The sequence below is a fragment of the Streptosporangium sp. NPDC050148 genome (assembly GCF_055586505.1).
The window spans coordinates 24324-47585 of record NZ_JBVJIA010000050.1 but is presented as its reverse complement, the minus strand read 5'-3'; the positions used below and the strand labels follow the sequence as shown (position 1 = coordinate 47585).

Sequence of the window (23262 nt, the reverse complement as noted above, 5' to 3'; positions counted from 1 at the left end):
CTCCCACGGCTTCAGCCGCGCCACCCGCCCACCCCTCTCACCATCGCTACAGCGAGAGATCAAAGCACAGCAGAACTCATTCTGTTAGGCGCTCTTAGAGCGACCGCACGGACGACCAGCCCCAACGCGGCCAGGAGCGCCTCTCAGCCGGGGTCGGCCCGCAGTTCCGCGGTCACCGCGCGTTCGCGCAGGAGCGCCGCCTCGGCGCGCAGCGCCTCCATCTGCTCGCGCAGGTCCGACAGGCGCATCTGCTCCATGGCCAGGCGCATCCGCGCCTCGTCGCGCTCGGCCACCGCCTCGGCCGCCGTGGCCGCGGCACGTTCCCGGGCCTCGGCGACCTTCTCCGAGGCCCGCTCCTCGGCCTTGGCCAGCCGCCGCGCGGTCCGTTTCTCCACCTCGGCCACGTGCTTCTCCAGCCGCTCGGCCCGGGTACGCGCTTCGGCGGCCTCGGCCACGGCCTGGGCGCGTCCCTCGGCGTCGGCGTCGGCGCGCGCCAGCGCGCGGTCGCGTTCGGCCTCGGCCGCCTGGGCGCGCGCCGACGCGGCGGCGACCGCCTGCTCGGCCTGCCGCACCGCCTTGGCGGCAGTGGCGGCCTCCTGCAGTGCGCGGTCGCGTTCGGCCAGAGCCTGCCGGGCCTGCTCCTGCTCGGCCAGCACCTGCTCCCTGGCCCGGCCGGCCTCATCCTCGGCCGCCTCCACCCGCTCGGCCATCTCCCGCAGCGCCGCGTCCCTGGCCGCCTCGGCCCGCTGCGCCCTGCGGGTGGCCTCCTGCTCGGCCTGCCTGGCCCGGCGCTCGGTGCTGGCGGCCTCGTGCAGCGCGGCCAGGGCCTGCTGCCTGGCGGTCTCGGCATCGGTCAGCGCGGTGTCGCGCTCGGCGTCGGCCTCCCGTACCCGCTCGGCCATCGCGTCACGCTCGCGCCGGGCGTGCTCGGAGGCCTCCCTCGCCAGCCGTACCTGCTCGAAGGCCTGCTCGCGCTCGGTGCGAGCGATCGCCACCCGGGTGTGGGCCTCGGCCTGCACCGCGCTCACCTTGGCCTCCACCCCGGCCGGGCTCAGCTCCTGGGAGAGCACCTGTGCCAGTGGCTCTATCGCCGCGATCATGCCCTTCTCCATGCGCTCGTAGAACTCCTCGGCCCTCGCCAGCGCCCCCTCCAGGCCCGGGGTCGCCCGCCGCATCTCGCGTTCCCGCTTGGCCACCGCCTGGCAGTCCCCCTGCGCGCAGTAGGCGCGCGGTCTCCCCCGCCCCTGCCGCTGCTCGATCGGCGTCCCGCAGTGCTTACACGGCGTCATCGTCCCCTGCTCCGGCATGCCCCCAGCGTAGCAGGACTGATTTTCTGGAAATTAGAAATCAATAAAGAAGATCTGTTGCGTTCATGCCTGCTGAAGGTAAGTACCGGGAATGTAAATTCCCGCAAGTTGCTGTCTTCGGTACGACTACGGCCGTCTGTGTGTGCGAACTGCCACGAAGTTGTCCTGGTGTCCCGTCTCACTCAATCTGAGGCAGTCTCACTCAACTTGAGGTATCCGGTGCTTTGTCTCACCTATCTGAGGCATGATCATCATGGGCTCGACTGTCTCTTCGGGCTCGCATGACGATCTAAAAGACCAGCTCAGAGAGGGTTTCAGGCAGCGGCGGCTACCGGATGGGGGCCAAACCGAAGCGAGAGTTCGGTGAAGGCGCTCCCCCGAAGATCCACTTGGTCTCGGATGGATGGGCCACCGGCCAAAGAAGGGGCGTCCTTCTGTATCGAGCCGAGGCTCGTCTTATTCAATCTGAGGCATCTGGTGTTTCGTCTCAACCTATCTGAGGCATGATCGCTCACGGCTGCTGTGCCGTCTACAGCATCGCCCCACGTCAGGAGGGGTTTTCTTAACGGGGTGAAGGATCCGCGCAGGGCCAAGCCGGAGTTGCGACTTGTCTGTGGCCGTTCCTGCGGTGGCCCCCACCGTCTCCCGTGTCGGGTTGAGCGTCTCATTCGATCTGAGGTATCTGGTGTTTCGTCTCAACCCATCTGAGGCATGATCGTCTTCTTGCTTCGTAGTGAGCGACCTGTTTGAGGGCATCAGCGCTGCTCAAAGCGTTGTTGCTGGAGTGCTCCGTGCGGGTTTTGAGTGGGTTCTACAGACCGACGCCTCGCATGGCGTTGTCGCGCCAGCGGTCGACGGCGCGGATGTAGCGCAGGACCACCGGAGAGGCGGGGGCCCAGCGGCCGTGCTTGGCGATGACGGAGATGGGGACGCCTGCGGCGTAGGCGACGGTGGCGCCGCCGGCGCGCAGGCTGTGTGCGGTGAAGGTCTCTGCGCTGGGTATGCCGGCGCGGATGGCCAGGGCGCGGATGATGACGTTGACGGCGTCGGCGCCGAGGCGGGGACCGAGGTTGCCGTGGCGGTCGATACGGCGCAACAGCCGCCCGGAGGCGCCTTCGGCGTCGGTGAGGACGGTGATCCAGTCGGCCCAGGCGGCGACGGGGTCGGTCAGAGGGTGGCTGCCGCGCGGGATGGCGATGATCTCACCGTGGCTGTCTTTGTCGGTTTTGGAGGTGCGGATGGTGACCTCCAAGCCGTCGCGGACTTCCCGGATGTCGTCGCAGGTCAAGGCGACCAGTTCGGAGCGGCGGCCCATCAGGGCCAAGCCGAGTACCAGCAGGAGCCGGTCGCGGATGCCGATGCGGGTGCTCAGGTCGCAGGCGCTGATCATGGCACGCAGAGTGTCGATGCTCACCGGCGGGGCTTCGCGCTGGCCGCGGGTGCCGGATTCGGCACGGGCGCGCTTGTAGGCGCGCAGGGCCAGGCGGGCGGCGTCGGTGGGGGGCTGGTTGGTGTGGCCGGCCAGGCGGTGCATGGTACGCACGCAGGCGAGGGCTTGTTCGATACTGGCCGGGGCCTGGTGGGCCGCGCACAGCGTCTCGACGTATTCGGCCAGTGTGTGGCCGGTGGCGGGCAGCGGGAGGCGGCCGTGGTCGGTGCACCAGAGGGTGAAGGCCGCCCATTGGCGCTCGTACGCGCGCCGGGTGTTGGCCGGGACACCGTCGGCGATGCGTGCGCGGGCCGCGTCGCTGAGCGCGTAGTCCGCCGCGGTGTGCTCCGCGCTGCCGGAGGGGGTGAGCGAGCCGTCGAGGCCGTGCTCTTCTGCTCGGACGATGTGCCCGTCGTGGATCACCACTGTTGTTCCGTCTCGTTCGGTGTGCGGCCCGATGAAGCCCTGATCTGCGGCGTCTGCTCCTGAAGGAGTCAAATCAGCGGAACGCCATCTCGTTGATCATGGTGTATGCCTAGAAGGTTCACGGGGGTGCTTGTTTTTCGCCCTGGAGCGGATGATTTCGGCAAGTTGGAAGGCGCGGTGACTTGGGCCATCCGGAACACCTGCGTGCAGGAGCGTTTGCTCCAGCAGAGAGGTGCGAAGATCCAGGCCGTCCAGGGCGCCTGAGCGCTGAAGGCGCTCTGCGACCCGGTAATCGAAGAGATCGGGAGCCTCTGCTTGCCGTAGTTGCGTGTTGAACCAATCGGCTAGGGGCTCGAAGTGCCCGTATGAGATCTCGGTAGGCCAGAAGTAGTCCGCGGCGACCGTGCGCTGCACCTCTGCAATGAAGCGGCGCGGCCGAGGAAGATCTTCAAAGGCCACGGACTGCCAGTAGGGCGAGACCAGGAGCCGGGTAAGAGCAACGACCTGTGGATATTTCGAAGCGTAGATCGTTGCATGGAGTCGCTGGACATGCCACTCCTCGCCAAGGAAGATGTCCATCCTGCGGGAGAAGTCATCCTCATGGGAATGACGTGTGTGCCATTGCTGGCAGATGAAATCCGCTTCTGCGTAGGCGTGGTCAACGCCTATTCTGCCGTGACGCCTGATGAGACGCCGATGTTGTTTGGCGGCATGCAGGATTTCGGGTTGATCGGTGAGGTCGAGCTGAGAAGAGCCGGACCTGACCGATCCGGGACCAATCCAGCGGCGGTGCTGGAAGCAGACCACGTCCTCATGCCGGTGCCAGCACCACACCGCATCTTGATGGCCGCGGGTGAGCGTGCATCGACGACAGGCCATGGTCCTGCTGACCGTGGACGGGGAGCGTCCGACGGTATACCCGGTGATGTGGCCTGTACTGATGTTCATACGGGCCAGCTCTTCGGGGGTGCGCAATTCCACGATGGCGTAGCGAAGCGCATGCTCCGGTGTGCCGCTGATAGCGGAGAGGCGATCGAGGGGGATCTTCGCCGTTTTGCGGTGGTCCTGGGCGATATAGGTCTGCAACGCCTGAGCATCGAGCCGGTTGGCCCGGGCAAGCCGGTTCAGATAGGAGTCGAGCGTCTCGTCGGGGAACGGGGCAACGGTGCGGGGCAGTGGACGCAGCGCCGTTTTCACCGATGGCCCCGGGCAGCGAGCGGCTGGCGGTGTGGACGGACCCTCATCGACTGGATCATATCGGCGATGCCTCTCGGCGGTTGGATGGGGCACCGTAGCGGCGACAGATCGCGCTCAGGTGTCTTGTTCTCGGTGCGGACCATCACTTGCCCGGTCGGGCCATGGCCGGACTGAATCAGCGGGCGGCCATTTCCTCGATCATGGTGCATCGGCTGCTGGCTCACGGGCGGGGCTGGGGTGTGGCCATAGACCGAATGGCGGCGGCCAGTCGGCGGGAGCGGTCCTCAGAAGCACCTCTACGCCGCATTACCTGCTCGAGCGGATAGGCATGTAGGTCCAGGCCGTCTAGATCGCCTGAGCGATAAATAATTTCTGCGTCGCGGTAGTCGGCCAGATCGGGGCCGTTTTGTTGTTGCAACTCTTGATCGATCCAAGCGGCGAGCGGCTCGTAGTGCCCATACGAGCGCTCAGGGAACCAAGAATATGCCGGGGCGACAGTGCGGCGTAATTCTGTGACGAAGCGACGCGGCTGGGGAAGATTTTCCAAGGCCGCAGCGCGCCAATACGGTGAGACAAGGAGGCGGGTGAGGGCGATGATCTGTGGATATGCTGCGGCGTGGATTGTTGCGTCATCCTTGGCGACACTCCATCCGTCCCCGTGGAAGATGCGCATCCTGCGATAGAAGCCCTCGTCCCAGGCAATTTTAGTGGGCCATTGGTGCCAGATGCGTTCGGCGTCGCAGTAAGCGTAGTAGTTGACGCGTTCTTGGCCGTGCCGCCGGATAAGGCGCCGGTGCCGCTTGGCGGCGTTCAGGATCTCGGGCTGGTGGCTCAGGTCGAGTTGTGAGGAGCTGGGTCCGAAGGTTGCGGTGCCGATCCAGCGGCGGTGGCGCAGGCAGATCACGTTCTCGCGCTGTCGTTGGTAGATCACCTTCTGTTGGCAGCCGCGGGCGAGCGAGCACAGATGGCAGGCCATGGCGGCACCGTAGGTGGGAGCAGGGCATCCGGCGATCTTCATGTCGGCCAGTTCCTCGGCAGAACACAGCTCCAAGATGGCGTAGCGAAGGGTGCGCTCCGGTAGGCCGCTGAGGGCGGCCAGTCGGTCGGCGGGTACTTTCGCCGTCTTGCGGTGGTCGTTGGCGAGATAACTGTGCAGCCACCCGGCATCGAGCCGGTTGGCTCGGGCGAGCCGGTGCAGGTAGGAGGCGAGGGTCTCGTCGGGGTAGGGGGTGACGGGACGCGGGAGCGGTTGCAGCGACGCTTTCGGCGGTTGAGCCTGCGGATGGGCAGGCTCCGGTGGGATCGCGTCGGAGCCGTCTGCCGCATGCACCGCCCCTGCGGTGGGAGCTGCGGGCTCCCTTCGGGGTGGGGGCGCCTCAGGTGGGTGAAACACGACGATTCCCCCTTCGGTGCCGGCTGCTCCCCCGGGCCGCTCTGACCCGCGATAAGGCGTGTTATCGCGGGTCAGAGGATTGTCGCCAGCACTTGTATTTTGTTTTGTTGAGTACGAAATCTTTATCGTTCGAGAACGATATGTTGCTAGGCTTGCCGGGTGATCGATGACCCTTCCGGCACGCCCAAGCACCTCGTGAACCTCGACATGAGCAGCGACACCCCCGATACCGGGCGGATGTGCGCCCGTTCTGGGTGCGTCAACCGGCTGGAGTCTTCTGGTCGCAGTGGTCGCCGCATTGGTCGGCCGGCCTTGTATTGCGGGGATGCCTGCCGCGCCGCCGCACACCGCGCTCGCACCGCCGCGCACACCCCACTGGTCACCGAAGCACTACGGCGAGCCGGAGCGTTAAACGGTGATCTGCTGAGCGCAGGCGAGCAGTGGACGGCTCAGCTGACCGCATTCACCGAGGCACTGACCGCGGCCACCACTGGTGCGCTCACTCAGATCGATGCCGCCGAGCAGGCCGCCGAAGAAGCCCGGGCTGCCGCCGCGGCCGCCGAACAGCGCGCCGCTGAATACATCGTCGCCGCCGAACGGCGCGCCGCCGCCGCCCAAGACAAGGCCGAGGCTGCGATCGCCGCAGCTGAGAAGGCCATCCAGCAGGCCGCCGCAGCACAGCAACGCGCTGAGGAGTCCGAACGGACGGCTTGGCGCACGGCCGGTGAGCATGAATCCGAACGCACTCGCGCTCAACAGGACGCCGCGGCAGCCGCTGAGCGCGTCACCACCGCTGAGCGCATGGTCCGGCGGACCACCTCTGAGCGTGACGCCTTGCAGGGCGTCCTGGACGCCGAACGCCGACAAGCCGCCGCCGCGACCGCCGAATACGACCGGCAGATCATCACATTGGAATCCGCACTGGCCGAACAGGCCACCACCCTTGATCAGGTGCGTACCGATCTGAAAACCGTTGGTGGCCGCGCCGAACGCGCCGAGGCCGCCCGTGATCAGATGCACCAGGAAGCCGAGACGGCTCGCGCCGAGGCCAGCCGGGTCCGCGAGGAACTCGCCGGCCAAGCTCAGGCTCTGCAACGGATCCGTGATCAACGCGACGAGGCCCGTACCGCCGCCGCGGTGGCCACCGCCCAGTTGGAAACCCTGCAGCAGGCGTTGCAGCAGGCCGACCATCGTGCCACAACCGCCGAACAACGCGAGGCCACCGCACAGCAGACAATCAGTCGGCTCCTCGCCGGCCAGGCCGGCGAGCCCCATCCACCACAGCAGGGCCAGACAGCGACCGCACCTCAGGGGTAGACCGCGCGCTCCAACGCGGCTACCGCCTCAGAGCACTCACATACGTGTTGGGGGTCCGGTAGAAACGGACCGGCCAACCTGGGTTGGTGTCACATCAGTTGACGGGATCGCCGTGAGCTGGTGTGTCACCAGGCACGACAACCGTATTTTTAGAAGCCAGTCGAGGGGGGCGGCCCGGCGGGGCTGAGGGTGTTCGGGCGTGAAGAACTACAGGGCAGCTCCGTTAGCGGTACCGGCCGGTAGTGCCGAGCGGCATGCTGGTGGGCCCGAGCGGGAGTGCCGGTGGTCGCGGTACAAAAAGTGTCAGCAGGTCAGTGGGCGGCAAAGAAGTCCAGCACGAGCGGGGTGATCTGGTCGCCGGCCTCGATGGCGCCGCCGTGGGCGTACCCGGTGATCTCGGTGAAGCTGCCGTCGGGCATGGCGGCCGCGGCCGTGCGACCGGTGCGGGGTGGGAACATCAGGTCGTGTTCGAGGGCGAGCACCAGCATGGGCGGGCGAAGCTGCGGCCAGCGCGCGGCGTGGTCGACGTCGAGGAGCCAGGAGATGCAGGCCAGGTACTGGCCGCGGTCGCCCGGGGTGTCCCAGTCCTTGGCGGTGATGAGTTCGGCCCACTGCGTTACCCGGGTGTCGTCGTCGCGCAGCACGTGCGCGGGCAGGGCGTTCATCAGGTTCTCGGCCACATAGAACTCGGCCGGTACGGGCCCGGCGGCCAGCAGAGCGCGCATCGCGGTGAACCAGGCACGCTGGTAGGCGGTGGTGGCGCCGGCGCAACCGAGCAGCACCGCCGCCCGCACCAGGTTTGGTTGGCGCCACGCCAACTGCTCGGCGACGAACCCGCCCTGTGACAGCCCCAGCAGGCGGACCTGCCGCCAGCCCAGGTACTTGATCAGGTCGGTGGCGTCGTCGGCGAGGTCGTCGACGCTGTAGGCGCCGGATGCGCTGCCCGGCTGAGCAGGAGGCCGCTCACCTGCGGCGCGACCGGGCAGGTGGCTCGATTCGCCGGTGCCGCGCGGATCCAGCACGGCCACCCGGTAGCCCGCCTGGGTCAGGGCGGGTAGTTGCATCAGTGCCCAGACGCCTCGGGGCATGCTGGTGCCCCCCAGCAGCAGGACCGGTTCGCCGTCGTCGGGCCCGTGCAGGTCGTAGCCGAGCTGTTTGTCGCCGATCTGCGCGGTCGCCATAGGGAGGTCTCCTTCGCCGGATGAGCCGAAGCAGGGCCGATGAGATTGCCGAGGTGTCAGGGTGGCGGGTAGCAGTTCGGCGCAGTGGTGCTCATAGGGGTGCTCCGTTATGGCGTGCGGTGGCCGCTCACCGATCGGCCTGCAGCAACGTGGCCAGATCGTCGGGGACGGGCATCAGCTGGGTCAGGCCGGCGCGGGCGCGGCCGGTGTTGCCTTCGGGGTAGCGGCCCAGCGCTGAGCCGGGCGCGGCGATGATGATGCGCACGATCTGGCCGAGCGCTTCGCGCCGGTCGCGCTGGTGAACGGCGAGGGCGAACATGGCGAGGTGGTTGGCGGTGTGTGGCCAGGGCCAGGGCTGGGAGATGATGTGCGCCCGTTCCAGGTGCCGCCAGCGTGCCTGTGGCTCGGTGGTGGTGCGGGCGGCGCGCATCTCGGCATGGTAGGCGGCCCGCACCGATGCGGGCATCGGACGGCCGATCATCGCGTGTCCCGCGGCGGGTCCTGGACGGGTGAGCAGCAGCCGTCCGCGCAGCCCTCAGCCGCGGGCACCGCACCGGCGGACACCGTATTGCCGGACAGGGTGCCGGCGGCCGGGACGGCGCAGCAGGCATCCCCGCGCCAGGCCTCGCGGCCTTCCTTGACCGCGACGGCAGCGATGACCAGGGCGGCGATCGGGTCTGCCCAGGACCAGCCGAAGACGCTGTTGAGTGCCAGCCCGACCAGCAGCACGCCGGACAGGTAGGTGCACAAAAGGGTCTGCTTGGAGTCGGCGACCGCGGAGGCGGAGCCGAGTTCGCGGCCGGCGCGGCGCTGGGCGGCCGACAGGAACGGCATGATCATCAGGCTCAGGGCGGCCAGGATCAGGCCGGGGGTGGAGTGTTCGGCCTCGCCGGTGCCCAGCAGCGCGCGCACGGCGTCGAAGGTGACGTAGGCGGCCAGCGCGAAGAACGACAGCGCGATGACGCGCAATGCGGTCTTCTCCCGCGCCTCGTGGTCGGTGGCGGAGAACTGCCAGGCCACCGCGGCGGCGGAGGCGACCTCGACGATGGAGTCCAGGCCGAAACCGATCAGGGCGGCCGAGGAGGCGATGGTGCCGGCGGTGATGGCCACGGCCGCTTCGATGACGTTGTAGGTGATGGTGGCGGCCACCAGCAGCCGGATGCGGCGCGCCAGCGCGGCGCGGCGGGCCGGGGTGGGACCGAGCGTGATGGCGCTCATCAGCAACACCCCTGCTCGTCGGCGTCGGCGCAGGTGCGCTCGGCGTCGGCCGCGACCGCGATGACGGCGCTGCTCAGGTCGCCCAGGGCGTGGCCGAGGCGAGGGTCGGCCAGCTCGTAGCGGGTGCGGCGGCCCATGGGGACGGCGACGACCAGGCCGCAGTCGCGCAGGCAGGCCAGGTGATTGGACAGGCGGGTGCGGGAGATGCCGAGGGTCTCGGCCAGGTCTGCCGGGTGGGCGGGGGCCTCGCGCAGGGCCAGCAGGATCCGGCAGCGGATCGGATCGGCCAGCGCGCGGCCGAAGCGTGCCAGGACCTCGATCTCGGGGGCGATCGTCAACATACCCCAAAAGTACAGGGTTTCATGAATTCAGAAAACCCTGTACTTTTGGGGGTTAGACGAGGGTGATCCAGAATGACCAGAAGCGCATGGCGATCAGCGCGAGGAGCGCGCCGAACCACAGCGCGATCGCGACCGAGTGGTAATCCCTCAAGGTCGCCACCACGCGAGCCCCGCGAGCGGGTGAGACCTTATCGCCGCCCGGCAGGTGGCCTCGGGTGAGGTTGTGCAGGGTGACGTACCAAAACAGCGGGATCATCACGACCCACACGATCATGCAGTACGGGCACAAGGCGCCGATGACATACAGGCTCTGAAAGATCAGCCAGTGCACGAAGAGCGCGCCGGCGGTGACTCCTGCCTGCAGGCCCAGCCAGAACCATCGGCCAAAACCGGCCCCGGCCAGCAACGCGGCGCCGACCGTCACGACGACGGCGAAGCCGGCCACGCCCAGCAGCGGGTTGGGAAACCCGAACAGCTCGGCCTGGGGAGTCGTCATGATCGACCCGCACGACAGCACCGGATTGATGCTGCAGCTGGGCACGTAGTCCGGGTCCTTCAGCAGGGTGATCTTCTCGACGGTCAAGACGACCGCCGCCAGCCATCCGAGCGCGCCGCCGATCACCAGCAGCCAGGGCAGCAGGCGAGGGAACGGCTCTACTGGCCGCCCCTGGCCTGCCTGTGCGGTGCCTGCTCGGCGGCCCGACCGATCCAGGGAATCTGGGGGGCCGAGAGGGCCTGGGTGGTCTGCGTGCTCGGGATGCTCGGGATGCTCGGTGGGGGCGGGCTCAGCCGGCGAGTGCTGCATCGATGGCCGCCTTGAGGTCGTCGGAGGATTCGGGTTCGAGCTTCTTGCCGTTGAGGAAGAACGTCGGCGTCCCCTGCACGCCCAGCGCCTGGCCGTCGGCCATGTCCTTCTTGATCCGAGTCAGGGTGGCCGGGTCGCTGTAGGCCTTGTCCCAGGCGGCCATGTCCAGACCCAGATCCTGGGCGAAGGTCCGAAAGAGCGCGTCGGCGGGAACCTGCTTTTCCCCCCACTGGGTCTGGGTCTCATACATCCGCTGGTACATCGCCTCGAACTTGCCCTGGCCGGCGGCGGCCTCCACGGCGCGGGCGGCGCGCTCGGCGTTGAAGTGGCTGGGAACGGGGAAGTAGCGCACCACGAAGGTCACCTTCCCGGCGTATTGCTTGCGCAGCTCTTCTACGACGGGGAAGGCGGCCCGGCAGGCCTCACACTCGAAGTCGAGGAACTCCACCAAGGTCACCTTGCCGTCGGCGGCGGTCTGCACCTTGTGGCTGTCGGCCCGCACCAGCTGCGACTCCCCGGTGGCCACGGCGCCGGTCGTGCCCCCGTCACCGATCTTGCTGATGAGGATGACGGCGGCCAGCACCACGACCACCGCGCCCAGCACGGCCGCGGTCACGGCGAGGTTCTTCCTTCGGGCGTCTTGGCGGACGTCCGCGGCGCGCATCGCCGCGATCTTGGCGCGCCTGCCCTCACTGTGGTCGTGTTGCTGCGACACCTGCGCTCCTCACCCTTGGTCCGCCGCGTGGGGATGCCCGGCCTGGTGGCCGGAACCTGGCGGCTGTCCCCATACTTCTACACGGCGTAGAAGATTGGCATAAAACTGTCCGCACCGCTTCGGTTCAGGACGCGGGGGTGCCTTGGGCCGGGGGGCTCGCCTGCGCGCTGGCGTACCCTTCTGCCCACGGTGGGGCGACCACGAAGAAAAAAGGGGGGGCACCAGTGCGGCTCGGCCATCTGGAGCGCTCGATCATGGAGGTCTTGTGGCAGCACCCCGACGGGATGCTCGCCCAGGAACTCGCCGACTCCTTGCCGTCCCGGCCTGCGGTGACGACCGTTTTGACCGTGCTGCTGCGCTTGTCGCGCAAGGGCCTGGCCACCCGGGAACGCACCGGCCGGGCACACCGCTACCGGGCCAGCGCCGGCAAGGATGCCTTCGTCGCCGAGGTCATGCAAGAAGCCCTCAGCGAAGCGGGCAACGTCGACGCCGTGGTCCACCGCTTCGTCGGAACCGTCTCCCCCGAGGTCGCCGCCGCCTTGCGCCTGGCCCTGCAGCAGCGAGAAGGCCGCCACGACGCCCAGCACCCGCGAGGGGGGCAGGCGCCATGACGGCGTGGATGCTCGCCGCCGGCATCGCGTTGCTTCCCCTCCTGCTCGGCCGGCACGTGACCCTGCCGCTGGCCTCGGCCGCGTGGACGAGCCGCCAGCCACGTGCCGCGCTGGTGCTGTGGCAGGCCATCGGCCTGTCCGCCGGCCTGGGCGCCTTGGGGCTGGGGCTGATCGCCGCGGTCGCGCCGCTGGCGGCGGCCTTCCCGCACGGCGTGCACACCCTCGGCGACCAGATCGTCGATGGACGAGGCCTGTCCGGCCTGGGCTGGGGCCACGTCGCCGCACTGGCGTGGTCGCTGTCGCTACCGGCCTGGTTGCTGGTTCACACGGCGCGCGCCCTCACCACGACAGCCGCCGGCCGGCGCCGCCAGCGCCTGATGATCGACCTGGTCGCCGACCTGCACCCCGGTTACGGCGCCTACGTCTTGCCCGAGGCCCGGCCCGTGGCTTACTGCGTGCCCGGACGCGGCAGGCGAGGGGCCCGCGTCGTGATCAGCCGGGGCACGCTTCAGCGGTTGAGCCCTCGTCACGTGCACGCCGTCCTGGCCCACGAGCGCGCGCACGCCCGCGGCCGTCATGACCTGGTCTTATTGCCGTTTGCGGCGCTGGCGCAGGCCTTTTCGATCCTCAGCGCCCCCAAGACGGCCATGCGGGCGGTGTCGGTGCTGCTGGAGATGCTCGCCGACGATCAGGCACGCCGCCAGCACGGCGACCTGGTCCTGGCCCAGGCCATCGTCGAGATGATCACCCCCGGCGAGCAGCAATCGGCTCACACCCTGGCTCTGGCCCAGGTAGACGTCGCCCAGCGTCTCCGCCGCCTCCTGAGCGAGGCGACCATTCCGCGCCACGGGGCGGCCATCGCGGCCTACAGTGCCGCGGCCGGACTGCTCAGCGGCCCGCTGACCGTCTTGATCGCCCCCATCATCTGCACTCTCCTGTAGCCGCCCGGCAGCAGCGGACAGCCCACACGACCCAGGAAGGACCGCGAGCGCGCAGGGTGAGGGCATAAGCCCGCACCGGGCAGGGCGATCACGGCGATGGGAAAAGGGAGCGCGCTCGTGATGGGGTGCTCTGGCAGGATGGCGGGGTAGATGTCGGCCGTCCTTTGACGGCCCGGACGGCGGCGACAGCACCGGCGGGGCCTGATCGCGGCCACGTCATGCGGCTATGGCCAGACCCGGCTTCGGTGCGACATTCGCAGGTCAGGTGGCGACGGCCTCCTGGCCGGGGCCGTACAGGTGCTCGCGCCGGTCCAGGCGGCTGACGGCTGCCGCCGAGGCCAGCCCTGCCGCGGCCAGCAACAGCCACGGCAGGGCGGCCAGGCCGTCGCTGCGGGCGGCATCGACCAGCGCGCCGGCCAGCAGGTTCCCGGCCAGGATGCCGGCGCCGCAGGCCAGGTTGTATAACCCGTAGTAGGTGCCGATCAACCTTTCTCCGGCCATGTCGGCGATGGTCGCCATCTCGAACGGGAAGACCACCAAGGTGGCCAAGGTGAGCAGCAGCGTGCACACCACCACCGGAACCAGCGCCCACGGCCAGGGCAACGGCAGGTACGCCGCGCCGGCCAGCGGCAAAAACGCCACCCCCATCACGACCAGGCCGCGGCTGATCGCCTGCCCGCGCCTCCACCGAGCCGCGCACCACGCGGTCAGCCGCACCTGGGCGGTGATGCCCAGCAGCGCCGAAAGCACATACAGCGCCATCACCGCCGTCTGACCACCCCCCAGGTGCTGCACCTGAAGCGGCAGCGCCAGATACATCTGAAACGACAACGCATAAGAGGCGATCATCGCCGTCGAGAAGGAGACGAAGGCGCGGTCGGTGAACGCCTGACGCCACTCACGCAGCACCGGTTGGCGCTGCTGGGCCACGGTGCGCCGGGCCGGCAGGCACCATCCCTGCAGCACGGTCAGTACCGCGAAGATGGCGGCGGCCGTCAGGCACACCACGGTGAAGCCACCGCGCAGCAGCGCGAGACCGGCCAGCGGGCCGGCCAGGATGCCGCCCTGGTAGAACACGTTGAACACAGCGAACGCCGCGACCTTGCGCTCGCCGGCCTCGGCGGCCAGATAGGCGCGTGCCGCCGGGTTGAACAACGCCCCGGCCAGTCCGGTCAGCACGGCGGCCACGATCAGCAGCGGCACCGCGGTGGACAGGCCGAACAGGGCGAAGCCGAAGGTGCGCAACGCACACCCGACCATGATCATCGGCTTGTAGCCGAGGCGGTCGGCCAGGGTGCCCCCGATCAGGAACATGCCTTGCTGGCTGGCGTTGCGCAGGCCCAAGATGAGCCCGATCGTCCAGGCGGCCAGATGAGCGTCGACCGAAAGGTGCAGCGCCAGATACGGCATCAGCATGTAGAAGCCGAGGTTGATGCCCGCCTGGTTGATCTGCAGCAGCTGGATCGGCCGCTCGAAAGAGCGAAACTCGGCCCAGATGCCCTTCATCGCGCACTGGCCAGCGGGTCGCTGATGCGGGTACAGCGGCTCCAGCGGTGCACCTCCCGCTCGGCCGGGTGGGCCAGCAGATCCGGCTCATCGGCCGGGACGGCCCCGAGCAGGTCGTGGGCGTGACAGAACTCATCGTCGAAGATGGTGCTGAAGTAGCGCCAGGGCCCGTCGGGGAAGATGGCCACCACGCATCGGCCGGGGCTGGTGCGAGCCAGCCAGCGAGCCGCCAGGGCCACGGCGCCGGTGCTCCACCCGCTGGACACGTAGTGCTGGGCGGCCAGGGCCCGGCACGCCCACACCGCCTCGGCCGGGGCGACCCAGTGCACCTCGTTGAAGGCCTCGTAGGCGACGTTGCGCGGATGGATGCTGGAGCCGAGCCCGCGCATCAGCCGCGCCCGGTCAGGCTGGCCGAAGATGGTCGAGCCGATGGTGTCGACCCCGACCAGGTGCAGGTCGGGAAAGTGACGGCGCAGCACGCGGGCGATGCCGGCGCTGTGGCCGCCGGTGCCGACCGAGCACACCAGCGCGTCGATGTGCGGAAGGCGGGCCAGCAGCTCGTGCGCCAGCCCGGCGTAGGCCTCGACGTTGTCGGGGTTGTTGTACTGGTCAGGGCAGTAGGCGCCGGGAGTGTCGGCCAGCAGTCGTCGTACGCGCTCGCGGCGGGCCTGTTGCCAGCCACCGACCGGGTGCGGCTCGGCGACGATCTCCAGCCGTACCCCGTGGGAGGTCAAAAGCCGACACATCAGCGGTTCCATGGCGGGATCGCCCACCACCACGATCGGATGGCCGAAGACGATCCCGGCCAGCGCCAGGCCGAGCCCCAGGGTACCGCTGGTCGACTCGATGATCGTCGCGCCCGGCTGCAGCTCGCCCCGAGCACGGGCGCCGCGCACCATGTGCAGGGCCGGCCGGTCCTTGATCCCGCCGGGGTTGAAGCCTTCGAGTTTGGCCCAGAATCCGCCACCCGGCACGAACGGCTCGGACAAAAACGCCAGCGGCGTGTTGCCGACCATGAGAGAAAGCTCCGGATGAGCGGTGAACTGCGCCGCGAGCGGGCGCGCGAAAGTCGCTTGCGATGACATAGACGGAAATCCCCGATAGTGAATGACGCAACGCACGGCATGACGAACAGCCGCGAGCTTTAGTGGACGATGTGCGGCGAAAGAACGGCCACACGTCCTATATGCGCATCACGCAGGACTCGTCCCGATAGGGCGCGATCGGCAGGCGCCGGCCCGCTGGGGCCATACCGGCCGCAGCCGCAGAAAGGGCAGCGACGACGACGGTCGCCTGGAGCGGCAACGGGATCCAGACACCGGCCGGGCTGATCGCCGAGCGGTCCTGCTCGGTGCCATGCTGATGGCGAAGCGGCAGCTGCTGATGCGGACACCGGCCGTCGTGCCCGGCACTGCCCAGGTCAAAGCCGCCTCGAGCCTCGCCCTGGCCTGCGGTGTGGGCGGCGGCAAAGGTGTGGGCGATGGGTTCGGCCAACTCCACCGCGGCGCAGGCGCCGCCATGGGCGAACACCACCCCGACGACCATGATGATCGCCACCAACCCATGCGTCAGCAGCCGTGCGGCGCGAAAGACGGCCAGCCGGCGCGTGCGTGCGGGCGGTGTCACGAACATCACTGGTGATAATGCCCGCACGCCCTGCGGGCGCGCTCCACAATGGCAAAGGTTTCAGTAAAGCTCACCTGCTCATGGGCGAGCCGCGCCCCTGTGCGGCTCTCGCGGCTTATGCATTCCTCACAGGATGTCCATATTCGCATCCATGGCGTCGACACAGCGGCAGAAATGGCGGGCGGCAAAGAAGAAGGTCCGCCAAACTGTCCCTCACGACAGGTCTCACCACAAAGGAATGCTGCGTGCAGGTCTTGCACACTACTCACCAGGAGCCGCCATGACCTTGTCCAGACGCCGGCTCGTCACCGGCCTCGGCACGCTGGCGGCGGGCGCCGCGACCTTTTCCACCGGGACCCGTTCCCCGTGGGCGGCGGGTCCTGCCGATGGCGACGCGCTGAGCGTGCCACCTGGCATCTCCCTCGACCAGCTCGCCCGCGATGAGCGCTTCTGGGCGGGCGTGGCCCGGCAGTTCCAGGTCAGCCCCGACTTCGTCAACCTGGAAAACGGCTACTACGGCATCATGGCCGAGCCGGTCCGGCGCGCCTACCACCATCACGTCGACCAGCTCAACCAGCGCAGCTCCCACCTGCTGCGCACCACCTACAAGCCACACGCCGAGCAGGTGCGCGGGCGCCTGGCCGCCTTGCTGGGCGTCGAGCGGGAGGAGATCGCGCTGACCCGGGGTGGCACCGAGGCGCTGCAGAACCTGATCGGCGGATACGCCCGGCTACGGCCGGGCGATGCCGTGATGTACGCCGACCTGGACTACCACAGCGGCCAGTACGCGATGAACTGGCTGCGCACGCGACGCGGCGTGGACGTCGAGAAGATCGCCATCCCCGAGCCCGCCACCCGCCAAGCCGTCCTGGACACCTACGAGCGCGCCTTGGGCGAGCACCCGAAGGTGCGGCTGCTGCTGCTCAGCCACATGAACAACCGCACCGGCCTGGTCACGCCGGTCGCTGAGATCGTCGCGATGGCTCGCCGCCGCGGCGTCGACGTCATCGTCGATGCCGCGCATTCGTGGGGCCAAATCGACTTCACCATGGCCGATCTGGGCGCCGACTTCGCCGTCTTCTCCCTGCACAAGTGGATGGGCCTGCCCCTGGGGACGGGGTTTGTCTACATCCGCCGCCACCGCCTGGCCGACGTCGACCCGCTGTATGCCGACGAGACCTACCCGGCCACCGACATCCGCTCACGGGTGCATTCGGGCACCATGAACGTCGCCCCCTACCTGAGCGCGGATGCGGCCCTGGACTTCCACCAGCGGCTGGGCGCGCCGGTCAAGGCGGCCCGGCTGCGCTGGCTGCGCGACCGCTGGGTAGGCCAAGTGCGCGACCTGGGCAACGTGCAGATCCTCACCCCCGACGAGAACGGCGCCTACGGCGCCATCACCGCCTTTCGGCTGCGCGGCCGCACCAGCCAGGCCGACAACCTCGCCATCGCCGAACACCTCATGACCCGTCACCGCATCTTCACCGTCGCCCGCACCGGCATGATCGGCGGCGGCGCCGTGCGCGTCACCCCGGCCCTGTTCACCTCCGCCGACGACGTGGACCGCCTGGCCCAGGCGCTGCGCGCCATCAGCCGCCGTCCCCCGGCCCCGGCGGCCACCACCGGATGACCATCTCATCAGGACGCGCACGACCGAACGATCGCGGCAACCACAGGGCTGCAGCGAGGTGGCGCGGGGCGGCTCTTGACAGCCGAGCAGAAGCACCACCTATGTTGTACATATGAACAACTATTCAGATATTGGAGTGTTGGCGGTGGACGGCTGCACCGTCAAGGTGGTCGACGCCGACCGGGTCGCCGCCGTGCACGAGCGCATGCCGCCGGCCGAGGACCTGATCGACACCGCCGATGTCTTCGGCCTGCTGTCGGATCCCGGCCGGCTGCGGCTGCTGGTCGCGCTGCTGGACGGCGAATTGTGCGTGTGCGACCTGGCGGCGGTGACCGGCCAGAGCGAGTCGGCCGTCTCGCACGCGCTGCGGCTGCTGCGCGCCCACCGCATCGTGGCCGCCCGCCGCTCGGGGCGGATGGCCTACTACCGGCTGGCCGATCCGCACGTACGGATGCTGCTGGATCTGGCGCTGGCGCACACCGGGCACACCGACGCCATCCACCCCGAGCGCGAAGCAGGCGCGTGATGGGCGCCGGACACGGCCACGGCCACGGGCAGGAACAGGCGTCCGGGCATGCGGGAGGCCGGCACCGCTGGCGGCTGGCCGTCTCGTTCGCGCTGATCGGCGCGTTCTTCGTCGTCGAGCTGGTCTACGGCCTGCTCTCGGGGTCGCTGGCGCTGCTGTCGGATGCCGGGCACATGGCCGCCGACGTGGTCACCCTCGGCGCGGCGCTGGTGGCCACCCGCGTCGCCACCCGGCCAGACACCACCGGCCGGCGCAGCTACGGCTCCTACCGGGCCGAGGTGTTCGCCTCCCTGCTGGCTGTGATCATGATGCTCGGCGTCGCGCTCTACGTCGTCATCGAGGCCATCGGCCGCATCAGCGACACCGGCGGTATCGGCGACTCGGCCGCGGTCTCTTCCGGCCCGATGATCGTCGTCGGCGCCCTCGGCCTGGCGGTCAACCTCATCGCGCTGTTGCTGCTGCGCTCCGGCGCCGCTGAGAGCCTCAACGTCAAGGGCGCCTACCTGGAGGTCGTCGCCGACACCGCCGGATCGGTCGGCGTCATCGTCGCCGGCGCTCTGGTGGCCGCCACCGGCCAGCGCTTCTTCGACACCGCCGTCGCCCTGGCCATCGGCGTCTTCGTCGCCGTGCGCGCCGTCTCGCTCGGCCGTCAGGTCTTCGCCGTCTTGGGCCAGCACGTTCCCGAAGGCGTCGACGCCACCGCCGTCACCGCCGACCTGGCCGCCATCGACGGCGTCCGCAACGTGCACGATCTGCACCTGTGGACGCTCACCTCCGGCATGAACGTCGCCACCGCTCACCTCGTCACCACCGACATGAGCGACAATCACGCCGTGCTGGATCAGGCCCGCGACCTGCTGCGCCAACGCCACGGCGTGGCCCACGCCACGCTGCAGGTGGAACCGTCCGACCACCACGGCTGCGACGAACTGGACTGGTGAACCGCCCTCAGGCCCGCGAGCCGGCACGTGTCCGTCAACGCCCCACCCCTGTTGCGAAAGAACACCTATGGCATCGCCCTTCCCGGCCCCACCGCCGCCGATCGCGGGCGCGGCGAAGGCGAGGCCGTACTACCACGGCGCGAACCCGAGGTGTCCGAGCATCAGGACGGCCAGCAGCGGCCCGGCGGCCATCACCAAGCCGTTGAACAGGGCGGTGTTGAGCAGCAGCGGACGCAGCGTCGCGTCGGCGAGGATGTGGCGCCAGCCGTCGAGCAGGTCCCGGGCCCGCGTGCGCGCGGCCTGTCGCCGCTCGGGCCGTGGCTCCGGCCCGCCCATCGCGCCGATGCCCAGGGCCGAGAGCAGGTGGCTGATCGCGTCGGCCGCCACCGTCGCCACCGGGCCGAGGAGCCCGATCGCCGCGCCGCCCAACGGCGGTCCGACGATCGTGATCGTCCAGCTCGTGGCCTCGAACCGGGCGTTGGCGACGAGCAGGTCCTCGGCTCGCAGCAGCGTCTTCAGGTACACCTCCGAGACAGCGCGGAAGGTGATGTCGGCCGCCGCGACGACGACCAAGACCAGCAGGAGCTATGGGAAGGTGAGCACACCGAGCGCGACCGCGGCCGGGATCGTCAGCAGCGCCGCGAACCGCACCAGGTTCGTCGCGATCAGCAGCGGCCCGATGCCCACTCCGCATGCTCGACACCGTCCGGACCTTCGTCGCCGCCGCCGACGCGGGACAGTTCCAGGAGGCGGCCGCCGAGCTGGTGGTCACCCAGCAGGCCGTCTCCAAGCGCATCGCCGCACTGGAACGCGATCTCGGCGTGCGGCTGTTCACCCGCACCGCGCGCGGCGCCACGCTCACCATCGACGGGCAGGCGTTCCTGCCCCACGCCCGCGAACTGCTGCGCGCCTTCGAGCGCGCGGTCGCGTCCGTGCGCGCCGGAAGCCGCCCGCTGCGCGTCGACGTGCTCACCTCGCGCTCGGCGGCGTCAGGCCTGATGCGCGGCTTCCACCGCGCGCACCCCGGGATCGACCTCGACGTGGTGATGCTGTTCGACATCGAGACGGCTCTCGACGCCCTCCGCTCCGGTGCGATCGACGCCTCCTTCCGCGCCGTCGCCGTGCCCGGCCGGCCCCTTCCCGGGGACGTCGCGTCCGTCCGGGTGCTCGACGAGGTGCTCCAGCTCCTCACCGGGCCCGCCCACGCGCTGGCGTCCGCCCGGTCGGTGAGCGTCGCCCGGCTCGCCGGGCACCGGATCTGGATGCCCGGCATCGTCCCCGGCACCGAGTGGGCCGCCTACTACGACGACCTCGTCGCCGAGTTCGGCCTCACCATCGAGGCGACCGGCCCCAACTTCGGCTCCGACGCGCTCCTGGACACGATCGCCGACACCCCGGCCCGGCCACCTTCATGGGCGAGCGGACCCGCCTGCTCTGGCCCGCCGGGCACGGCCTGCGCCGCATCCCGGTGACCGGCCCGACGCCCGTCTACCCGCACTCGCTCCTGTGGCACCGCGACAACCCCCACCCGACGCTGGCCGTCCGCGCGCCCACCTCGCCGCCACGGCGGACGACTACGACGCCGCCGGGACTGGACGCCGGCCTGAGCGTTCCCACGTTGAACGCCGCCGTGGAGAGCCGGACCAATGGGCCGGGATTCAGGAGGCAGGCGTGGCTCTCGGCACCCTCCGGCCCTGCCCCTCTGTATACCCCCCATATGAGGCACGAACAGGCACGCCAAGGACCTCGACCGTGGCAAACGGCCGTCTCCACCGAATCGTCGTCAAGAGCAACTGTGCAGCGCCAAAACCCGGTCCGATCCTCTGCGGAGGCTTGGTAGGTGCAGCCATGAGCGGTCAGCGTGTGAAGCAGGGGCCCTCCTTCAGATCTCTCGTCCGGGTATGCCGCGGCCCGGGAGCGACCTCGGCTCGATGCAAGCGCAACAATCTTCACCGGAGTGTCGTATCGGCCTGGCCGCGAATCGTCTTGCTGATGAGGCCGGTGAGCAGGCCGCCCGGCAGGGGGACGGACAAGGAGACCACCATCCGATCACCACGCCGGCGCGGCGGCCCTCACCGAGCCGTGACAGATCAACGATTCCCCGAAACGGAGCAGGTCATGAACCCGACGATGAACACCATCGACATCGTGGTGTCCGATATGCAGGCCACCATCGCCTTCTACGCCCGGCTCGGGCTGGAGTTCAAACTCGACCCGAACACCGCCGAACACGCCTCCTGCGACCTGCCGGGCGGGCTGCACCTGATGCTCGACAGCGAGGCCTTCCGTACCCCGTTCCTGCCCGGCTGGAGTGCGCCGACCGGCGGGCCACGCGCCCTGCTGTGCTTCGAGTTCGATGCCCCGGCCGACGTGGACGCCAAGTACGCGGAGCTGACCGAGGCGGGCTACCGCGGCATCGCCGAGCCGTTCGATGCGTTCTGGGGGATGCGGTACGCCACCGTGACGGATCCCGACGGCACCGGCATCGACCTGTACGCCGCCCTGCCCGCCACCTGACCTCCGAGTCCAGCAGCGCACACCCGAGGAGAACGCCCATGAAGTACGTGCTGATGTTCGTCGAGACCGAGCAGTTCGCCCGGGACCTGGAGGCGATGGACGAGACCGAGCGGGAGGCGGCGTTCGAGGCGGTGGGCGACTGGTTCGCCGAGCACGCCGACAAGATCACCCACCACACTCACCTGCACCCGGTGCACACCGCCACCACGGTCCGACTGGACGGCGGCGGCAGCGGTGGCGGCGAACCGATCGTCACCGACGGGCCGTTCGTCGAAGGCAAGGAGGTGGTCAGCGGGTTCGCCGAGGTCGAGGTGGCCGACCTGGACGAGGCGCTGGCCCTGGCAAGATCCTGGCCGGCGTGCCCGGTGGTGGAGATCCGCCCCGCCTCATGACCGAGATGGTCGAGGCGGTGAGCGGGAGGCCTGGGCGTGGATGAGCAGCAGGCGCATGAGGCGCTGGCCCGCGTGGTGCGTGAGCACGCGGGCCGGCTGGCCGCGTCCCTGATGTCGCTGCTGGGCGACTTCGCCGCGGCCGAGGACCTGGTGCAGGACGCGATCGAGACGGCGCTGCGGCGCTGGCCGCTCGAGGGCATCCCGGACCGGCCGGATGCCTGGTTGTTCACCGTGGCCCGGCGGCGCGGCCTGGACGTGCTGCGCCGCGAGTCGACCTACCGGGCCAAGCTGGCCCAGCTGACCTGGCCGGTCCTCGCGCAGCCTGACGACCGGCTGCGGCTGGTCTTCACCTGCTGCCACCCGGCCCTGCCGCGGCCCGCGCAGGTCGCCCTCACCCTGCGCGTGGTGTGCGGGCTGAGCACCGCGCAACTCGCCGCGGCGTTCCTGGTGCCCGAGACCACGGTGGCCCAGCGCATCACCCGCGCCAAACGGAAGATCACCGAGGCCGGGATCCCGTACCGTATCCCGCCCGCGGATGAGCTGCCCGGGCGGCTGGAGCAGGTGCTGGCGGTCATCTACCTGCTGTTCAACGAGGGATATCTGTCCAGCACCGCTGAGCGCGCCCAGGCGCGCGACCTGGTCGACGACGCCGAGTGGCTGGCCGCGCTGCTGGCGAACCTGATGCCGCTGGAGCCGGAGGCGGCCGGGCTGCTGGCGCTGATCCGGCTGCACCGGGCGCGCGGCGCGGCCCGCTTCGACGCTGCGGGCCGCCTGGTGCTGCTGGCCGACCAGGACCGCGGCCGCTGGGACCACACGGCGATCGAGGAGGCGATCGCGCTGCTCACCCGTACCGCCCGTACGTACCGCAGGCCGGGGCCGTACCAGCTGCAGGCCGCGATCGTCGCCTGCCACGCCGAGGCCGAAACCTTCGCCGCCACCGACTGGCGGCAGATCAGGGTGCTGTACGACATGTTGCTGGCGCTGGCGCCGTCCCCGGTGACCCGGCTGCACCGGGCCGTCGCCCTGCGCTACACCGCCGGGCCCGAGGCGGCGCTGGCCGAGCTGGGGCGGCTCGGCGGGGCGCTGGAGCGCTACCCGCTCTTTCACGCCACCCGCGCCGAGCTGCTGCGGGATCTGGGCCGCGACGCCGAGGCCAGGACGTCGGACGCGCGGGCGCTGGAGCTGACCGCCAACCCCGCTCAGCAGGCGCTGTTGGAAGAGCGGCTGCGCTGGGACTGATCCG

24 protein-coding genes are annotated in these 23262 nt (G+C 69.6%); 10 read left to right on the top strand and 14 right to left on the bottom strand.

Annotated elements, in window-relative coordinates; genetic code table 11:
* Positions 1-143: 143 nt before the first annotated feature.
* The 4 genes from ACZ6RT_RS35025 to ACZ6RT_RS35010 all read right to left on the bottom strand — a co-directional run bounded on the left by ACZ6RT_RS35025 (position 144) and on the right by ACZ6RT_RS35010 (position 5689).
* Entirely contained in the window at positions 144-1307 is a 1164-nt protein-coding gene (locus ACZ6RT_RS35025) for a hypothetical protein (protein ID WP_470158293.1), read from the bottom strand.
* 811 nt (positions 1308-2118) lie between these two features.
* Positions 2119-3162 (bottom strand): tyrosine-type recombinase/integrase, encoded by a 1044-nt coding sequence (locus tag ACZ6RT_RS35020; RefSeq protein WP_470158291.1) that lies wholly within the window; start codon positions 3160-3162, stop codon positions 2119-2121.
* A 96-nt stretch (positions 3163-3258) separates the two neighbouring features.
* Positions 3259-4359, bottom strand: a complete 1101-nt coding sequence (locus ACZ6RT_RS35015) for a TniQ family protein (protein WP_470158290.1) — start codon at positions 4357-4359, stop codon at positions 3259-3261.
* 220 nt (positions 4360-4579) lie between these two features.
* Positions 4580-5689, bottom strand: a complete 1110-nt coding sequence (locus ACZ6RT_RS35010; protein WP_470158289.1) for a TniQ family protein — start codon at positions 5687-5689, stop codon at positions 4580-4582.
* A gap of 222 nt (positions 5690-5911) precedes the next feature.
* Between ACZ6RT_RS35010 and ACZ6RT_RS35005 the strand changes: the two genes are divergently transcribed.
* On the top strand, positions 5912-7069 hold the full coding sequence (locus tag ACZ6RT_RS35005; protein WP_470158287.1) for a hypothetical protein: 1158 nt from the start codon (positions 5912-5914) through the stop codon (positions 7067-7069).
* A gap of 311 nt (positions 7070-7380) precedes the next feature.
* On the opposite strand, the gene ACZ6RT_RS35000 is transcribed toward ACZ6RT_RS35005, so the two are convergent.
* The 6 genes from ACZ6RT_RS35000 to ACZ6RT_RS34975 form a co-directional block, all read right to left on the bottom strand.
* Positions 7381-8250: an alpha/beta fold hydrolase gene (locus ACZ6RT_RS35000; RefSeq protein ID WP_470158285.1), complete on the bottom strand. Its 870-nt coding sequence runs from the start codon at positions 8248-8250 to the stop codon at positions 7381-7383.
* 127 nt (positions 8251-8377) lie between these two features.
* The gene (locus ACZ6RT_RS34995) at positions 8378-8731 is read right to left on the bottom strand and encodes a DUF3703 domain-containing protein (protein WP_470158284.1); all 354 of its coding nucleotides are present in this window, start codon (positions 8729-8731) and stop codon (positions 8378-8380) included.
* Positions 8728-9468 carry a cation efflux transmembrane domain-containing protein gene (locus ACZ6RT_RS34990; protein WP_470158283.1) on the bottom strand — a complete coding sequence of 247 codons (741 nt, stop codon included), beginning with the start codon at positions 9466-9468 and terminating at the stop codon, positions 8728-8730. The genes ACZ6RT_RS34995 and ACZ6RT_RS34990 overlap by 4 nt, the downstream gene beginning before the upstream one ends.
* A complete protein-coding gene (locus ACZ6RT_RS34985) occupies positions 9468-9809 on the bottom strand; it encodes an ArsR/SmtB family transcription factor (protein ID WP_470158281.1) in 342 nt (113 codons plus the stop codon). The genes ACZ6RT_RS34990 and ACZ6RT_RS34985 overlap by 1 nt, the downstream gene beginning before the upstream one ends.
* 52 nt (positions 9810-9861) lie before the next feature.
* Positions 9862-10449, bottom strand: coding sequence for a vitamin K epoxide reductase family protein (locus tag ACZ6RT_RS34980; RefSeq protein WP_470158295.1), 588 nt, complete (start codon positions 10447-10449; stop codon positions 9862-9864).
* A gap of 145 nt (positions 10450-10594) precedes the next feature.
* Positions 10595-11329, bottom strand: a complete 735-nt coding sequence (locus ACZ6RT_RS34975; protein ID WP_470158279.1) for a DsbA family protein — start codon at positions 11327-11329, stop codon at positions 10595-10597.
* Between the two features lie 224 nt (positions 11330-11553).
* On the opposite strand from ACZ6RT_RS34975, the gene ACZ6RT_RS34970 reads away from it, so the two are divergent.
* Together ACZ6RT_RS34970 and ACZ6RT_RS34965 are read left to right on the top strand one after the other, a co-directional pair.
* Positions 11554-11940, top strand: a complete 387-nt coding sequence (locus tag ACZ6RT_RS34970; RefSeq protein WP_470158277.1) for a BlaI/MecI/CopY family transcriptional regulator — start codon at positions 11554-11556, stop codon at positions 11938-11940.
* On the top strand, positions 11937-12881 hold the full coding sequence (locus ACZ6RT_RS34965; protein WP_470158275.1) for a M56 family metallopeptidase: 945 nt from the start codon (positions 11937-11939) through the stop codon (positions 12879-12881). The genes ACZ6RT_RS34970 and ACZ6RT_RS34965 overlap by 4 nt, the downstream gene beginning before the upstream one ends.
* 261 nt (positions 12882-13142) lie before the next feature.
* Here the strand turns inward: ACZ6RT_RS34965 and ACZ6RT_RS34960 are convergent, their stop codons facing one another.
* The 3 genes from ACZ6RT_RS34960 to ACZ6RT_RS34950 form a co-directional block, all read right to left on the bottom strand.
* The gene (locus ACZ6RT_RS34960) at positions 13143-14387 is read right to left on the bottom strand and encodes an MFS transporter (protein ID WP_470158274.1); all 1245 of its coding nucleotides are present in this window, start codon (positions 14385-14387) and stop codon (positions 13143-13145) included.
* Positions 14384-15403, bottom strand: coding sequence for a PLP-dependent cysteine synthase family protein (locus ACZ6RT_RS34955; protein ID WP_470158273.1), 1020 nt, complete (start codon positions 15401-15403; stop codon positions 14384-14386). Before ACZ6RT_RS34955 ends, ACZ6RT_RS34960 begins: the two co-directional genes overlap by 4 nt.
* A 166-nt stretch (positions 15404-15569) precedes the next feature.
* Positions 15570-16019, bottom strand: a complete 450-nt coding sequence (locus ACZ6RT_RS34950; protein ID WP_470158271.1) for a hypothetical protein — start codon at positions 16017-16019, stop codon at positions 15570-15572.
* Positions 16020-16293: 274 nt separating this feature from the next.
* On the opposite strand from ACZ6RT_RS34950, the gene ACZ6RT_RS34945 reads away from it, so the two are divergent.
* The 3 genes from ACZ6RT_RS34945 (at position 16294) to ACZ6RT_RS34935 (ending at position 19110) form a co-directional block, all read left to right on the top strand.
* Complete coding sequence (locus ACZ6RT_RS34945) at positions 16294-17643, top strand: aminotransferase class V-fold PLP-dependent enzyme (protein WP_470158270.1); 1350 nt, start codon at positions 16294-16296, stop codon at positions 17641-17643.
* Positions 17644-17755: 112 nt separating this feature from the next.
* Entirely contained in the window at positions 17756-18169 is a 414-nt protein-coding gene (locus ACZ6RT_RS34940) for an ArsR/SmtB family transcription factor (protein WP_470158268.1), read from the top strand.
* Positions 18169-19110 (top strand): cation diffusion facilitator family transporter, encoded by a 942-nt coding sequence (locus ACZ6RT_RS34935; RefSeq protein ID WP_470158266.1) that lies wholly within the window; start codon positions 18169-18171, stop codon positions 19108-19110. Before ACZ6RT_RS34940 ends, ACZ6RT_RS34935 begins: the two co-directional genes overlap by 1 nt.
* Before the next feature lie 129 nt (positions 19111-19239).
* Here the strand turns inward: ACZ6RT_RS34935 and ACZ6RT_RS34930 are convergent, their stop codons facing one another.
* Positions 19240-19683, bottom strand: coding sequence for an MFS transporter (locus tag ACZ6RT_RS34930; RefSeq protein ID WP_470158264.1), 444 nt, complete (start codon positions 19681-19683; stop codon positions 19240-19242).
* A gap of 119 nt (positions 19684-19802) precedes the next feature.
* Between ACZ6RT_RS34930 and ACZ6RT_RS34925 the strand changes: the two genes are divergently transcribed.
* The 4 genes from ACZ6RT_RS34925 to ACZ6RT_RS34910 all read left to right on the top strand — a co-directional run bounded on the left by ACZ6RT_RS34925 (position 19803) and on the right by ACZ6RT_RS34910 (position 23258).
* Positions 19803-20582, top strand: a complete 780-nt coding sequence (locus ACZ6RT_RS34925; RefSeq protein WP_470158262.1) for a LysR family transcriptional regulator — start codon at positions 19803-19805, stop codon at positions 20580-20582.
* Positions 20583-21228: 646 nt separating this feature from the next.
* Entirely contained in the window at positions 21229-21627 is a 399-nt protein-coding gene (locus ACZ6RT_RS34920) for a VOC family protein (RefSeq protein ID WP_470158260.1), read from the top strand.
* Positions 21628-21665: 38 nt separating this feature from the next.
* Positions 21666-22019, top strand: coding sequence for a YciI family protein (locus ACZ6RT_RS34915; protein WP_470158259.1), 354 nt, complete (start codon positions 21666-21668; stop codon positions 22017-22019).
* A gap of 36 nt (positions 22020-22055) precedes the next feature.
* The gene (locus tag ACZ6RT_RS34910) at positions 22056-23258 is read left to right on the top strand and encodes an RNA polymerase sigma factor (RefSeq protein ID WP_470158257.1); all 1203 of its coding nucleotides are present in this window, start codon (positions 22056-22058) and stop codon (positions 23256-23258) included.
* Positions 23259-23262 lie beyond the last annotated feature (4 nt).